The organism is Haladaptatus sp. ZSTT2, from assembly GCF_037081775.1.
Classification (GTDB): domain Archaea; phylum Halobacteriota; class Halobacteria; order Halobacteriales; family Halococcaceae; genus QDMS2.
The window spans coordinates 2,298,862-2,313,679 of record NZ_JBAMHQ010000001.1 but is presented as its reverse complement, the minus strand read 5'-3'; the positions used below and the strand labels follow the sequence as shown (position 1 = coordinate 2,313,679).

The 14,818-nt window shown below is 61.1% G+C and carries 11 protein-coding genes; 4 read left to right on the top strand and 7 right to left on the bottom strand.

Going from position 1 to position 14,818, the window contains the following annotated elements; translation table 11 throughout:
* Positions 1-210: 210 nt before the first annotated feature.
* The 6 genes from V5N13_RS12580 to V5N13_RS12555 form a co-directional block, all read right to left on the bottom strand.
* Positions 211-1,041: a ScpA family protein gene (locus V5N13_RS12580; RefSeq protein ID WP_336361045.1), complete on the bottom strand. Its 831-nt coding sequence runs from the start codon at positions 1,039-1,041 to the stop codon at positions 211-213.
* Entirely contained in the window at positions 1,034-4,606 is a 3,573-nt protein-coding gene (smc, locus tag V5N13_RS12575; protein ID WP_336361044.1) for a chromosome segregation protein SMC, read from the bottom strand. The genes V5N13_RS12580 and smc overlap by 8 nt, the downstream gene beginning before the upstream one ends.
* 74 nt (positions 4,607-4,680) lie before the next feature.
* Positions 4,681-4,950 (bottom strand): DUF7518 family protein, encoded by a 270-nt coding sequence (locus V5N13_RS12570; protein ID WP_336361043.1) that lies wholly within the window; start codon positions 4,948-4,950, stop codon positions 4,681-4,683.
* A gap of 107 nt (positions 4,951-5,057) precedes the next feature.
* A complete protein-coding gene (locus tag V5N13_RS12565; RefSeq protein ID WP_336361042.1) occupies positions 5,058-6,380 on the bottom strand; it encodes an amidohydrolase in 1,323 nt (440 codons plus the stop codon).
* Position 6,381: 1 nt separating this feature from the next.
* Entirely contained in the window at positions 6,382-6,840 is a 459-nt protein-coding gene (locus V5N13_RS12560; protein WP_332898262.1) for a hypothetical protein, read from the bottom strand.
* Positions 6,840-7,691, bottom strand: a complete 852-nt coding sequence (locus V5N13_RS12555; RefSeq protein WP_332898261.1) for a DUF3100 domain-containing protein — start codon at positions 7,689-7,691, stop codon at positions 6,840-6,842. Before V5N13_RS12555 ends, V5N13_RS12560 begins: the two co-directional genes overlap by 1 nt.
* Positions 7,692-7,869: 178 nt before the next feature.
* On the opposite strand from V5N13_RS12555, the gene gatB reads away from it, so the two are divergent.
* The 3 genes from gatB to V5N13_RS12540 all read left to right on the top strand — a co-directional run bounded on the left by gatB (position 7,870) and on the right by V5N13_RS12540 (position 11,668).
* Positions 7,870-9,357 (top strand): Asp-tRNA(Asn)/Glu-tRNA(Gln) amidotransferase subunit GatB, encoded by a 1,488-nt coding sequence (gatB, locus tag V5N13_RS12550; RefSeq protein WP_336361041.1) that lies wholly within the window; start codon positions 7,870-7,872, stop codon positions 9,355-9,357.
* Positions 9,358-9,425: 68 nt separating this feature from the next.
* Positions 9,426-10,061: an ArsR/SmtB family transcription factor gene (locus tag V5N13_RS12545; RefSeq protein WP_336361040.1), complete on the top strand. Its 636-nt coding sequence runs from the start codon at positions 9,426-9,428 to the stop codon at positions 10,059-10,061.
* A 23-nt stretch (positions 10,062-10,084) separates the two neighbouring features.
* Positions 10,085-11,668: a S8 family serine peptidase gene (locus V5N13_RS12540; protein WP_336361039.1), complete on the top strand. Its 1,584-nt coding sequence runs from the start codon at positions 10,085-10,087 to the stop codon at positions 11,666-11,668.
* Here the strand turns inward: V5N13_RS12540 and V5N13_RS12535 are convergent.
* Positions 11,665-12,141, bottom strand: a complete 477-nt coding sequence (locus V5N13_RS12535) for a hypothetical protein (protein ID WP_336361038.1) — start codon at positions 12,139-12,141, stop codon at positions 11,665-11,667. The genes V5N13_RS12540 and V5N13_RS12535 overlap by 4 nt on opposite strands.
* Before the next feature lie 166 nt (positions 12,142-12,307).
* Here V5N13_RS12535 and V5N13_RS12530 point away from each other — a divergent pair, with 166 nt between their 5' ends.
* Entirely contained in the window at positions 12,308-14,791 is a 2,484-nt protein-coding gene (locus V5N13_RS12530) for a DNA topoisomerase I (protein ID WP_336361037.1), read from the top strand.
* Positions 14,792-14,818 lie beyond the last annotated feature (27 nt).

Sequence of the window (14,818 nt, the reverse complement as noted above, 5' to 3'; positions counted from 1 at the left end):
TTTTCGACAGCTGTAAAGTGGGTATTACCGACGGGTATGGCGCACGTACGTGAGCGCTCGGAGGAGTTCGTCGTGGTCAACCCGTCCTTCCGTCTCTTTGAGCCGTTCCTGAAGTTTCGTTGGAGTCATGCTACACATTACCATACATGGTTTTCCATTATAATTGTATCGCCACTCTACACTGAGAACACCGAAAACAACAAAACCGCTTCAGTCGGTCTCCGCCACCGCATCGCTCGCCGTCGAAACGGCCGACGGATTCTGAATCCAGAGGTCACCGAAGATGTCCTCTTGCTCCAGATGAACCCGCCCACGGTGTGCCATGAACAAGAGCGCAAGGAACGTCGTGACCCGCGAACCGCCTGCCGTGGAAACCTCCTCGAACAGCACTTCGGTGCGGCCGTGTTCGTACTGCTCTTTGAGCATCAGCCACACGTCGTCGATGACTTCTTCGATGTGTTCGGTGTGGGCCGTGCCCGTGACCTCCTCTTCGGTCGGTTCGTCGTCCATCCGGAAGTCGTCGGCCGACCGATAGTCGAGCGTCTGCGTGCCGCGACGAAAGCCCTTTGGCGAGTTCGAGGTGTCGTACTGGCGACTCTCTTTCCACCACGTTCCGCGCTCTGCCTCGCGCAGTTCGCGCACGAGTTGGTCGAGTGTCTGGGGCGTGCCGCGCACCGATTTGCGGTCGAGACGGCGCTCCATCTCGGCTTCGAGTCCGGCGATGGGGTCGGGACCGTCGAACTCGGGTTCCTGACCGGGCGGGGCTTCCCACGGCTCGACCCACTCCTCTTCGGGTTCCGGGTCGTCCGGTTCGAGCAGCGCGTCTGATTTCATTCGGAGGAGGACGCTCGCGTAGAACAGTGCCCGTCCCGAGGTGCGCAGGTCGGCTTCGTCGAGCGCGGCGAGGAACTTGTCTGTGACCTCCACGATGTCGATGTCCCACGGCTCGATTTCGCCCTCTTCTGCCAACTGTACGAGCAGTTCGACCGGCTCTTCGTGGGCCTCTTCTTCGATGATCGGCTTTGGTTCGGCTTCAGTCATCGGCGGGCACCTCCTGACTGCTCAGGTCGATACCAGTCACGACGCTCACGTTGTCATCGTGCATCGTGACGCCGATGGCGCGCTCTGAGCGTTCGAGCATCGCAGAGCGGTGGGAGACGACGACGAACTGGGCGTCGCCCGCGAGTTCGTCCACCATCTCGCCGACGAGGTCGGCGTTCACCGCGTCTAAGAAGGCGTCCACCTCGTCGAGCGCGTAGAACGGCGCGGGGTTGTAGCGCTGAAGCGCGAAGATGAACGCGAGCGCAGTAAGCGATTTCTCCCCACCCGACATCGCATCGAGGCGCTGGATTGGCTTGTCGCCCGGCTGGGCTTTCATCGTCAGGCCGCCGTCGAACGGGTCGGCCTCGTTTTCGAGATGCAAGGTGCCAGACCCACGCGAGAGGCTTGCGAAAATCTCCTCGAAGTTGTCGTTGATGTCCGAGAAGGCGTCCATGAACGTCTCCTTTTTCAAGGATTCGTAAGACTCAATGCGGTCGTTGATGGCCTCTCGTTCGTCTACGAGCGTCCCCTTCTTGTCAGTGAGGTCGTCTAAGCTGTCTTTGACCTCGTCGTACTCGTCGATGGCGAGCATGTTGACCGGCTCTAAGGCCTCCATCTTCCGCTCTAAACGGCCAATGGTGCGTTTGACCTCGTCGTGGTCTGGAATCTCCTCGGGGTCGTACTCACCCACCTGCGCGGCGAGTTCGTCAACCTCCCATTCGAGGCGGTCTGCGGCGCTCTTCGCGCTGTCGAGTTTGGATTCGACCCCTGAAACCTTCTCGCGGGCCTCGTCGCGGGTCTGTTTGGCTGCCTTGAGGTCGCCTTTGAGTTCCTCGCGCTCTGCTTTGAGGTCTGCGAGTTCGTCTTCTAAGTCCTCGACTTGGCTCTCTTTTTCTTCGAGAACGGCGTGCTGGTCTTCGATTTTGCCTTCGAGGTCGGCAATCCGCTCTTGCTGGTCTGCCTTCTTGTTCTGGGCGGACTCGATTTCGCCATGGAGGTCTTCGATGGACTCCTCTGCATACTGTTTCTCCAAGCCGAGTTCGTTGAGCCGCGCGTCGAACTTGTCCTGTTGAGCCTCGTACTCCTCGATGCTCGCGCGAATCTCGTCCATCTCGTTCGTGAGCTGTGGAATCTTCGAGTCTGCGAGTTCCGATTCCAGCTCCGCGATGGCCGACTCAATCTCCGCGATGCGCTCGTCGTGGGCCGTCAGGTCGGCTTCGAGCGACTGCATCTCCTCGTTTACGTCTTCGCGCTCGCTCTCGATTTCCGTGATGCGCGCTTCGAGCGCTTCGATGCGCTCGTCCGTGCTGTCGAGTTCACCTTGGACGCGCTCTACGTCGGCTTCGATGTCCCGGACTTGGTCGGTCGCGTCCGTTTTCCGGTCACGGGCGTCGTCAAGGCGCTCTTCGACGCCACGAATCTCCTCGTTCAACTCCCGGCGCTCGTCTTCGAGCGAGGCGATTTTCTCCGCGACGCGTTCGAGTTGGCCCTTGCCGGATTTCGAAAACGAGTAGCGCGAGCCACTGGACGACCCACCGGTCATCGCGCCGCTCTTTTCGACGAGTTCGCCAGAGAGCGTGACGAGTCGGAAATCACCCATCAGGTCGCGGGCGGTTTCGATGGAGTCCACGACAAGCGTGTCGCCGAGGACGTACGAGAAGATGCCCGCGTACTCTTTGTCGAAGTCAACGAGGTTGTAGGCGAAGTCAACGACACCGTCGTGGTTCGGCACGCTCGGCAAGCGCCGCGTGTGCATCTTGTTGATGGGCAAGAACGTCGCGCGACCCGCGTTCCGGCGTTTCAGGTACTCGATACACCGCTGACCGATGCCGTCGTCACCGACGACGACGTGCGCGAGTCGGCCTCCTGCGGCGGTTTCACACGCCGTCGCATACTGCTGGGAGACGCCGCCGAGTTGGCCAACCGTGCCGTGAACCCCATCGAGGTCCCCGTTCAGGATGGTCGTGACTGCGCGCCCATAAGACGAATCGCCGGACTCGTCTGCGTGTGCGTTGAGTTCTGCGTACTCCTGTTGGCGGGCGCGCAGTTGTTGTTCGACCTCGTCTAATTCGTCTTGCAACTCGCGTTTTTGCTGTTTGAGGTCGTCTACGACCTGTGAGATGTTTTCCCGATTCTTCTTCGCCTTCTCAAGTTCGTCCTCTAAGTCGCGGACGGCGGCTTTGAGCGCGGGAACCTCCTCGCGAACGGTCTCGATTTCTGCCTGCTTTTCTGCCTGCTCGTTCGAGCGCCGTCGTGCCTCGTCGAGCAGTCGGTCTTGCTCGCGTTGGGTGGCGTTTTTCGCCGTCTTCGCTTCTTCCAAGGCCTCGCGTTTCTCGGTCAGTTCGGCTTTCACCTCGTCGTACTCGGTGTCCACCGCGTCGATTTCTGCCTGCAACTCTGCGAGGTTGGCTTCGTGTTGCTGAATCTCAGCAACGACGGAGGCCTTTGCGACTTTCGTCTCGCGGATTTCGCTTTCGACGTCATCGACCGTCTCCTGTTTACGGTCGATTTGGATGAACGCCTCGCGGCGGCGCTGTTCTGCCTCTTGAATCCGTTCTTCGGCCGCCGAAATGGCGTCTTCGAGGCGGGCGATTTCGCCTTTGACCTCCTCGATTTCGCGCTTGATTCGCAGTTGCTCGTCTTCGCCTTTCGTCTCGATTTCGGCGTTGAGGGTTTCGAGTTCTTCCTCTAAGCGAAGCACACGGCCCTGCTTTTCGTCTAAGTCGGACTGGAGCGATTCGAGCTTCTTTTCGTGGCGCTCGATGCGCTTTTCGGTTTTCGCTAACTCCGCGCGCTTGTCTTCGAGTTCCGCGGCTTTCAGGTAGCCTACGTACTCCTGTTTCTCTTCGCGATAGCCCTTGTATTCGAGCGCTGTCTCGCGTTCGTCTTTGAGCTGGTCGAGTCTGGCCTGTTTTTCTTCGATGCGGAGTTCGGCTTCTGCGATGCGGTCTTTGACGACTTCGAGTTCCTCGAAGGCGGCGTCTTTTTTCGCGTCGAACTCGGCCACACCGGCGATTTCGTCGATGATGCCCCGTCGTTCATACGGCGTCATCTGGATGATGCCGGTCACGTCGCCCTGCATGACGACGTTGTAGCCTTCAGGTGTGATGCCCGCTTGGGCGAGCAGCCCTTGAATGTCAGAAAGGTTCACCGAACGGCCGTTCAGATAGTAGTACGAATAGTAGTTCTCGGGCGTCTCCTTCACCCGTCGACGGATGGAGATGTCGTCTACTTCACCGATGTTCTCGGTGCCAGCGGCGCTCACGACCTGTTGACGGCTGAGCGTCCGCTCTGAATTGTCGAGGACGACTTCGACGCTGGCTTCGCGGGTTTCGTCGCCGCGGGCGTCGCCGTCGTCGCCGGGGTTGTAGATAAGGTCAGTCAGTTTTTCCGCGCGAATACCGCGCGTTCGAGCGAGTCCGAGGGCGAACAGCACGCTGTCGATGATGTTCGACTTCCCCGACCCGTTCGGGCCAGAGACCGTGGTGAAGTCCTCGTAGAACGGAATGCGCGTCTTGCGCCCGAAGCTTTTGAAGTTGTCAAGGACGATTTCTTTGATATGCATAGGTCAGCGAGATGTCGCGCATAGCTGGCGCGCGACGCGGCCAGGAATCTTGGGTGACGACGGGGTCGGCTGTGTTATGCGACGATGATGTCGTCCGTCTGCGTCGATTCCTCGTCGGTGCTGTCTGCATCCTCGCTCTCCTGCCCTTTAGTGGCTTCGGAGGTGTCCTCGGCTTCGGTTTTTCGGGTGAGTTTCCGGTCGAGCAGATCTTCTGGTTGTACCTCCTCCTCGAGCGCTTTGACACGCTCTTTGGTCTCGATGAGTTCGTCGGTCAGCCCTGAGACGGAGGCCTGGAGTTCTTTCACGCGCGTTTCGAGTTCCTCGACACGGTTGCCGCGAGTCATACTTATACCCGCCTTTCTACACCCATAAACATACGTCAGACATTGTGAAAAAACATGACAGGTTTGGAGATGGTTCGGGGAAATAACCAGTGAAATCGGAGAGTCGATTAGTCGCGGTAGGATTCGGCGACGTCGGCTCGAATCGACCGAATCATGGACAAATACTCGTCGGAGGAGAGTTTTTCGGCCTTTTCGGCCCGCAAGGTGTCCATGGCTTCGGTGTCGGTGAGCAAGTCAACCAGCGTGCAGGCGGTGAGTTTGGCCGGCAGGATGTACGCCATCTCCTCGTCTACGACGCCGAACTCCCGAGAGTGGACGCTGCCCTCGAAACCGCCCGTCCACGGGTGGATGCCCGGCAGAATCTGCGTCACGTCGCCCATGTCTGTCGAACCGGTGATGTGCGGACGGCCCGGTGTGACCGCATCCTCGCCCACCAGTTCGCGGGCGTTTTCGTCGTACGCTGAGACGATGGTCTGGTCGGTTCGAAGCGGCATGTAGCCGGGGAAGTCGTTGATTTCGATGTCGCCGCCGACCGCGAGCGCGCCCGATGTGAGCGCCCGGTTGACCGTCTCGTTTGCCTCCGTGACGGCTTCCACCGTTTTCGCCCGAACGTACGACTCCATGCGCACGTCGCTCGGGACGACGTTCACGCCGTCGCCACCCTTCGTGATAATCGGGTGGACGCGCACGGCGTCGTCGTCTTTGAACACCTCACGCTGGGCGTGAACCGCGTTCATCCCAATCATCGCGGCGTTGAGCGCGTTGATACCTTCTTCGGGAGCGGCCCCCGCGTGGGCTTCTTTCCCGGTGTAGGTGACGAATTTGCCCACAAACCCGTTGGTCGAGAAGTTGCTCGTGATGACGCGGTCGGGTTCGTCGCTGCCCGCGTGCATCATCATCGCCATGTCGATGTCATCGAGATAGCCGCGACGGATGAGTTCCTGTTTCCCGCCGAAAAACTCGATGTCACCGGATTCGACCAGTTCGCGGCGATAGCCAAGGTCGAGATACTCCTCTGCGGGGACGCCAATGAACTCGACTTCGCCGTCAAGTTCGTCTACCACGTCGCTTGCGATGAGGCCGAACGCCGTGCCGGCCAAATTCGCCACCTGCGCGTGGTGGCCACAGGCGTGACACGCGCCGGTCTCGGGATCTGCGAGCGGGTGTTCGGGGTTGACGAGCGCGTCGAGCTCGCCGAACACCGCGGCGGTGAACTCACCAGAGCCAGCGCGAGCGCGAGCGCCGGTGATGGCGATGTCCGTCTCCACCTCTAAATCGAGCGATTCGAACACCGCGGCGACCTTCTTCGTGGTTTCGACTTCCTTGAAGCCGAGTTCCGGTTCGGCTTGAATCGACTGTGCGAGTGCAATAATCTCCTCGCGGTGGTCGTCGATAGCGGCACAGACGCGCCGTTTGAGGGCGTCGGTCACGTCAGATAATCCCCTGTGCGCTCAAGATGAGTTCTGCGATGAGGGCAGAGCCGAAGAACGTCCCGAAGAAGACGAACACGGCGACGATGACGAGCTTCCAACTCACCTCTTTCATGCGCCCGGTCTGCAGACCAATCGAGAGTCCGGCGTAGGCGAGAATCGGCGTCGTCGTAGCGAGGAAGCCGATCCGTTCTACGTATTCGAGAAACACGCCCTGCACTGGCGAAAACGGAATCGCCAGCAAGAACGAGATTATCATGGCGTAGGCGAACGCCGGAAGGTCGAGCGGAACGACCCGCCCGAGCAAGAGTGCGGCGAGGCCGATGGCGATGATGATGAGCATTCCCGGGAGGGCCGCAATCGGGCCGGTGTCCGTGGCGATGGTGTTCGCCGTGAGCGTAAGGAAACCAATGACGAGCAACATTTTCAGCGATTCTGTGGTGAACTCTGAGGTTTCCATCAGTCGTCACCTCCGAACAGCGGAGCGAGTTTCGCATAGAGTCGGTTGATGACCGGCAGACCGATGAACAGCACCATGTACAGGCCCGTGATGCCGGTCAGCAGGTTGCTCGTGCTTGCAAATGCGAGGATGTCCTCTTTGGGGACGGTCGTGACGACGTTTGCGAGTGACGACGAACACGCCGTCATCATGCTCGCAGACCCCATCCCACAGGCCATCGACAGCGACAGTGGGTGCAGGCCCGTTGCGGGGGCGAACCCGCCGAGGATGCCGAAGAAGACGGTGCCGAGGACGGTTCCGGTCATGTAGGTACCGAGAACGCCACGGCCCTCAGCCGAGTCGATTCCGTACTTGTCGGTGATGACGCCGAGGGTCGGCTCCCGAGCGATGCTCACTGCCCCACCGATTGCTTCGCGCTTCAGTCCGAGCGCAAGGGCGAGTGGCAGCGCGAACAGAATCGTGGCGAGGTTGCCGAACTCTTGGAGGACGAACGCCGGGCCTGCTTCGACGAGACTGTAGAAGGCAGGGGCGACGAGTGAGCCGTACTTCACGCCGAGTGGCATGAGCGCGATGATGAGCAGCGGCGAGGCAATCTTGCTCACGTCCTTCGAAACGACGTTGCGAAGCGGCTCGACGACTTTGCCGAGCACGCTGTAGCTGAGCAGAATGCCGAAGATGACGGCGAACAGCATCGGGAGTAAAACGACCTGCCCCGGTCCGAGGGGGAAGACCTGTGTTCCGATGAGTTCTGCGACGACGACGATTGCGAAAACGGTTCCGTGGGTCCGCAGGTGTGCAGACCAGCGCCCGGCGGTGCGGATTGGCTCCCACCGTGATGAGTCAGAAGTCATGTGTTACTTTTTCTCGTGTGAGTTGTGAGGTTATCACACTAGTATATAAGAATATTCAGCCACCAGAGATAATGTTGATATAACCACATAATATGCGGACGAAAGTTGGACGAGATTCCAAATCCGGCGGCCGGCCGTTCCCGTTAGTCTTTAGCCGCCAGCCGTCAAATCGCGGCTAATGACCGCACAAGCTGCCGAGACGCAGGACCTCGCCGTCGTGATTGGGTTAGAGGTCCACGTCCAGCTAGAGACTGCCACGAAAATCTTCTGTGGGTGTTCGACCGACGCCGCCGACGCGGAGCCAAACTCGCGCACGTGTCCCGTCTGTCTTGGCCTCCCGGGGGCGCTGCCCGTCCTCAACGAGGGAGCCGTCGAAGCCGCCGTCAAAATCGGCAAGGCGCTGAAGGCGACCATTCCCGAAGAGACCACCTTCCACCGGAAAAACTACTTCTACCCCGACCTGCCCAAAGACTTCCAGATTACGCAGTACGACGCGCCAATCTGCCAAGACGGCGAACTCGAAGTGAACGTCAAAGGCGACGCACGCGTCATCGGCATCGAGCGCGCCCACCTTGAGGAAGATCCCGGCAGCCTCCAGCACGTCGGCGGCTCCATCGACACCGCAGACTACGTCCTCGTGAACTACAACCGCGCGGGCACGCCGCTCATGGAAATCGTAACCAAGCCCGACTTCCGCTCGCCGGGCGAGGTGCGCGCCTTCCTGAAGAAGCTAGAGGAAGTGCTCGACTACCTCGGCGTGTTCGACTCCACGCGCGACGGCTCGCTGCGCATCGACGCGAACATCTCGCTCATCGGCGCGGACAAGGTCGAAGCCGACGGGTCGATTAGCGACGAGAACCTCGCCGCCGCGAACCGCACCGAGGTGAAGAACATCTCCAGTCACAAGGGCGCAGAGAAGGCGCTTGCCTACGAAGTCACCCGCCAGAAGAACGCCGTCATGCGCGGGCGCGAGGTCGAACAGGAGACCCGCCACTGGGACGAATCGCGCGGCATCACCGTCTCGATGCGCTCGAAAGAGGAGGAAAAAGACTACCGCTACTTCGGTGAAGCAGACCTGCCGCCGCTGCAAGTCGCCCACTGGAAAGCAGAACTCGACATCCCAGAGCTCCCACACGCCCGCCGCGAACGGTTCCAGGTGGAGTACGGCCTCTCCGCCGAAGCCGCCTCGAAACTCACGTCGACGAAGCAGGTGGCAGACTTCTACGAGCAGGTCGCCACCGAGTTCGACCCCGACCTCGCGGCGACGTGGGTCGCGGACAACCTGCTTGGCGAACTCAACTACCGCGACATGGCGATTACGGACGTTGCAGACCGCTTAGACGAGTTCATGCGACTCATCGAACTCGTCGACACCGAAGAAATCACGGTCAAACACGCCCAGGAAACCGTCATCCGAGCGATGCTCGACGAGGGCACAGACCCCGACACCATCGTCGAGCAAGAAGGCCTCGGTAAGGCCGATACGGGCGAGGTCGAGCAGGCAGTCGAGGCGGCCATCGAGGAGAACGAAGACGCCGTTTCCGACTACCACAGCGGCGAGGGGAGCGCGCTCAACTTCCTCGTCGGGCAGGTGATGCAGAAAACCGGCGGCAGTGCAGACCCCGGAACCGTCAACAAGCTGTTACGCGAGCGCCTCAACGCCTGAGGCGAACGTTCACGATAACAGACGAGTGGCAATGGGGCTTAATATGGCTCCACACCGTATCCATGACAATGTCAGGGTTGATGCCCTCCGACAGCGATGCTCTCTCGAACCAAGAGGGCGAGCTGCGAACGCTCTGGCTAGACAACGAGGACGCGGGTGACCTGCTATCGTCGCTCGCCTCCGAGACGGCACGGGCGATTCTCACGGAACTCCACAAAGAGCCACAAGCAGCCTCTGAGCTGGCCGATTCCGTGGGAACCTCGCTCCAGAACGTACGCCATCACCTCACCAACTTAGACGACGCGGGGCTGATTCGCGTCGCGGACATGCGCTATTCGCCAAAGGGTCGTGAGATGAACGTCTATGCCCCGGCACAGGAACCGCTCGTAGTGTTCGTCGGGCGTGAAGAGAAAAAAGACGGCTTCGTCGACTCGTTAAAGCGGCTGTTCGCCGCCGTTGGCGTGCTCGCCGTCGCCAGCTTGCTCGTCCAACTGCTCGTCCAAACGACCGTCGTTGGCGTTGGCAGCCCCGGCAGCCTCCCGCGCGTGCCCGACTCGGTCGGGTCGTCGGGAAGTGTGCTGTCGTTCTTCGACGCCGTGCCACCCGGCGCGTTGTTCTTCGCCGGTGGCGCGCTCGTCCTCGCGCTCGTCGCGGGCTGGCTCTACGTCAACGAACGGGGCACACCTAAAAGAGAAAGAATTTAACGATTAATAACGGGGGTATAGGTATGCGGGAGCGCGGGGGGCAGTTTGCAGTTTTTGCACTGGTGTTCGCACTGGTGGCTGTCGCCGTCGCTCCCGGTTTCGTGTTCGATACGGGCGACCAGTTCGACGGGCCGAGTCAGGAGCGACTTGCGCAACTCGAAGAGCAGCTTCGCCCCGTCGAAGAGGAGTTTCGCCACGAGCAGGTAGACCGCGACGCGCAAGTCGTCGTGATGTTGAAACAGGGCGCACCAGTGCCAACGGGCCATAGCCTCCAGATAGAGCGCGTAGAGGAGCGCAAAGGCAGCCAGTATCTCCACGGCTCGATTCCGTACTCCGAGATTACCATGCTCTCTCGAGACCCGAGTACCGAAACCATCCTCATCGAGAGCCAACCGCACATGCCACGACTCAAAAATCGCGTGGCTGCAGGCGTCGAGACGATTGGCGCGACCGAGTTACACCGCCACGGCATCACCGGTGAGAACGTGACCGTTGGTATCGTCGGCCGGGGCTTTCGCGTGAGCAGCCCCGAAATCGCAGATTCCGTCGGCGCGTATCGGACGTTCTCGACCGAAGACTCGCCGCCCGCTGTAGACGCCCACGGCACGGCGGTTGCGAGCATCGTCGCGGACACCGCCCCCAATGCATCGTTGTATCTCGCTGACGTGGGCACGGAGACCACCTCCGACGAGTACGACGCGGCGGTGACGTGGCTGCTCGACGCAAAGGTGGAAATCATCCTCGATGCGGGCAGCTACTTCGACCACGGGGAGCGCGAGTCAGAAATCAACGATATCGCTGCCCGCGCGAGCGAAGAGGTGCTGTTCGTCACTTCCGCCGGAAACTACGCAGAGCGCCACTGGCATGGGCAGTTACAGCCGACAGACGAACCGTGGGTTGCGTTTGCAGACGGCGTCGAAGGCAACTCGCTCGCCGGTGGCGACCCCGTCCGCGGCGAAGTTCACCTCACGCTGACGTGGAACACGAGCGAAGATTACGACCTCTACTTGCTTCGTGAGACCGGCGGCCAAGACACCGTGGTTGCCAAATCGACCAGCGAAGGGACAGACGGTGTCGAGCGCATCTCCGTGGTGGTGCCCGAAGGCAAGTACTACGTCGCTATCTACGGCGAGGACACCACCGGGAACGCGACGCTCAACCTGTTTTCGACCAGTCACACGCTCTCGTATGCGACCGCGGCGGGAAGCCTCGCTGCCCCGGCAACCACGCCGTCGGTGGTGACCGTGGGGGCGAGTGAAAACGGCACCGTCGCCGCGTTTAGTTCGCGCGGGCCGACCGCGGCGGGCGACCCCGGCGTTGACCTCGTCGCGCCGGGTGGCGTCGGCGGCGTCGACATTGCGGGCGTCTCTGCGGGAACCTCAGTATCTGCGTCCTACGTCGCTGGGTCGGCCGCGCTGTTGAAATCCGCGTATCCGAGCCTGTCGAGCGACGAAATCACCGCGTTGCTCACCGATTCGGCCACCGACATCGATAGAGACGGGGTGGATGCGGCGAGCGGCTACGGCGAGATAAACGTCTCATCGGCCTACGAGCGGGCAACAGAGACCTACGAACCGCGCGACACCGGCATGGCCACCGAACCCTAATCCGTTTTCCAGTAGAGCAGGCCAAGGATGAGCGCAGCGCCCGCCTCAGAGAGTTTCGAGGCGGCGTCTAAGGGCACTTCGACGAGGTGCTGGACGACCGTCGTGAGGATGCCGCCGCCGTGGGTGTGGCCGCCCGCCGCGAGGAACGCTTGGCCGTGGTTGATGACGGTGTGCCAAAGCACCCAGCTTCCGATGTAGGTGCACATCATGGCAATTCCGAGGAGGTAGAGCAGCTTGCGGTCGAGTAGGCCGTTGAACAGCGCGTAGAGGCCAACGAGGACGACGATGGCGGACGCCGTGAACAAGAAGGGGCGTGGGTCAGGGAATGCCGCCGAGTTCAGGTAGTAGGAGACGGCGCTCGGCCGGGAGTAGACGAGCACGCGGGGAATACCAAGAAAGAGGTGAACGCCCACCGAGATGAGAACGAGTTGCGCCGCGATGAATTCGAGGACGCGGACGGTTCCCTTGTCCATGCCCGCGGCTTTGGCACCATAGGGTAAGAGGCAATCGATTCTCACTCTCGCGTGCGCAAGCGCACGACGCGCACGGGCGCTGTGTGGCGGTTTTACGGCGAAAAGTATAGAAACGACCTGCGCGTAGGTCGGTGGTAATGACTGCAATCTCGCGGGGTGTCCCCTCGTGGAGCTGATAATTACAGAAAAGGACATCGCCGCCCGGCGTATTGCCGACATTCTCTCCGGCGAACACGCGAGCGTCGAGCGCGAACACGGCGTCAACGTCTATCGCTGGGCCGACAAGCGCGTCATCGGGCTGTCCGGCCACGTCGTGGACGTGGATTTCCCGCCCGAGTACTCGGATTGGCGCGACGTCGAACCGGTCGAACTCATCGGCGCACAGGTCGTCAAAACGGCGACCAAAGAGAACATCGTCCGCACCCTGCGCCTCTACTCGCGCAAGGCAGACACGGTCACGATTGCGACCGACTACGACCGCGAAGGCGAACTGATTGGCAAGGAAGCCTACGAACTCGTCCGCGAGGTGAACGAGGACGTACCCGTCAGGCGCGTGCGCTTCTCCTCGATTACGAAAAACGAGGTCACCAACGCGTTCGATGAACCGGACGACCTCGACTTCGACCTCGCGGCCTCCGGCGAGGCCCGACAGATCATCGACCTCGTGTGGGGCGCAGCGCTCACGCGCTTCCTCTCGCTTTCGGCCCGACAGCTGGGCAACGACTTCATCAGCGTCGGCCGGGTGCAGAGTCCGACGCTCAAACTCATCGTCGACCGCGAGCGCGAAATCGAGGCGTTCGACCCCGAAGACTACTGGGAACTGTTCGCAGACCTCACCAAAGACGACGAGGCGTTCGAAGCGCAGTACTTCTACGAGGCAGAGGACGGCACGGAAGCAGAACGCGTCTGGGATGAACAGACGGCAGCAGACGTGTTCGAGACGCTCCAGAAAGTGACGGCTGCGACGGTCACCTCGGTCAACCGCCGGACGCGCACCGACGACCCGCCAGCGCCGTTCAACACCACGCAGTTCATCCGCGCGGCGGGGTCGCTTGGCCACTCGGCAAAGCGGGCGATGAGCATCGCAGAAGACCTCTACACCTCCGGGTTCATCACCTATCCACGGACGGACAACACGGTGTACCCGAACGACTTGGACGTGCGCGACTTACTGGAAACGTTCCAGAACCACCGCACCTTCGGTGAGGACGCGAAATCGCTGCTTGAGGTCGAAGCCATCGAGCCGACGCGCGGCGACAGCGAGACGACCGACCACCCGCCGATCCACCCGACGGGAGAGATTCCGACGCCGACCGAACTCAGCGAGGCAGAGTGGGAAGTGTACGAACTCGTCGTTCGGCGCTTCTTCGCGACGTGTGCAGACCCCGCGGAGTGGGAGCACCTGCGCGTGGTCGCGGAGGCAGAAGGCCTCAGCCTCAAAGCAAACGGCAAACGCCTGCTCGACCCCGGCTACCACGCCGTCTATCCGTACTATTCGACCAACGAGAACTTCGTCCCCGACGTGGACAAAGGCGAAGAACTCGCGGTCAGCAACGTGCGAAACGACTACAAACAGACCCAGCCGCCGCGCAGATACGGTCAGTCACGGCTCATCGAGACGATGGAGAAGATGGGCATCGGCACCAAGGCGACGCGCCACGAAACCTTAGAGAAACTGTACGACCGTGGCTACGTCGAATCCGACCCGCCGCGTCCGACCCGCCTCGCCATGGCGGTGGTCGAAGCGGGCGAAGACTACGCGGAGAACCTCGTCACCGAGGAGATGACGAGCCAACTCGAAGCCGACATGCAGAAAATCGCCCGCGGCGAGGCCACCTTAGACGAGGTGACCACCGAATCGCGGGAGATGCTCGAAAAGGTGTTCGAGGAGCTCGAAGCCTCCCGCGAGGAGATTGGCGAACACATCCAGAAGTCGCTCAAGGCGGACAAAACGCTCGGACCATGCCCTGAGTGTGGCAACGACCTGCTGGTGCGCCGCTCCCGACGCGGCTCCTACTTCGTCGGCTGTGACGGCTACCCCGAGTGTACGTACACGCTGCCACTGCCTTCGACGGGCAAGCCGCTCATCTTAGATGAAACGTGTGAAGACCACGAGCTGCGCCACGTCAAGATGCTCGCCGGTCGCCAGACGTTCGTCCACGGCTGCCCCCAGTGTAAGGCAGACGAGGCCGACGAACAGGAAGACGAAGTCATCGGCGTCTGCCCGGAATGTGGCGAGGAACACGACGGCGAACTCGCCATCAAACGCCTGCGGACGGGGTCGCGGCTCGTCGGCTGTACGCGCTATCCAGACTGTGACTACTCGCTCCCGCTCCCTCGACGCGGCGAAATTGAGGTCACCGAAGAGCGCTGTGAGGAACACGACTTGCCCGAACTCGTCGTCCACAGCGGCGACGAGCCGTGGCAACTCGGCTGTCCCATCTGTAACTACGAGGAGTACAAGTCGCGCAACGAAGTGACAGACATCGAAGATTTATCGGGGGTTGGAAAGAAGACCGCAGACAAGCTCAAGGATGCCGGTATCAAGAGTCTCGAAGACCTCAAAAACGCCAGCCCGGAAGACGTTGCAGACCAGGTTCAGGGCGTGAGCGCAGACCGCGTCCGCGAGTGGCAAGCCCAAGCAGACTGAGGCCGAAGGGGTTTTAGTCAGCCATCG

Excerpts from the sequence above, each read along its gene's own strand:
- V5N13_RS12580 (WP_336361045.1), bottom strand. The coding sequence starts at position 1,041 with ATGACTGAAGCCGAACCAAAGCCGATCATCGAAGAAGAGGCCCACGAA.
- smc (WP_336361044.1), bottom strand. The coding sequence starts at position 4,606 with ATGCATATCAAAGAAATCGTCCTTGACAACTTCAAAAGCTTCGGGCGC.
- V5N13_RS12535 (WP_336361038.1), bottom strand. The coding sequence starts at position 12,141 with ATGGACAAGGGAACCGTCCGCGTCCTCGAATTCATCGCGGCGCAACTC.
- V5N13_RS12540 (WP_336361039.1), top strand. The coding sequence starts at position 10,085 with ATGCGGGAGCGCGGGGGGCAGTTTGCAGTTTTTGCACTGGTGTTCGCA.
- V5N13_RS12560 (WP_332898262.1), bottom strand. The coding sequence starts at position 6,840 with ATGGAAACCTCAGAGTTCACCACAGAATCGCTGAAAATGTTGCTCGTC.
- V5N13_RS12555 (WP_332898261.1), bottom strand. The coding sequence starts at position 7,691 with ATGACTTCTGACTCATCACGGTGGGAGCCAATCCGCACCGCCGGGCGC.
- V5N13_RS12570 (WP_336361043.1), bottom strand. The coding sequence starts at position 4,950 with ATGACTCGCGGCAACCGTGTCGAGGAACTCGAAACGCGCGTGAAAGAA.
- V5N13_RS12545 (WP_336361040.1), top strand. The coding sequence starts at position 9,426 with ATGTCAGGGTTGATGCCCTCCGACAGCGATGCTCTCTCGAACCAAGAG.
- gatB (WP_336361041.1), top strand. The coding sequence starts at position 7,870 with ATGACCGCACAAGCTGCCGAGACGCAGGACCTCGCCGTCGTGATTGGG.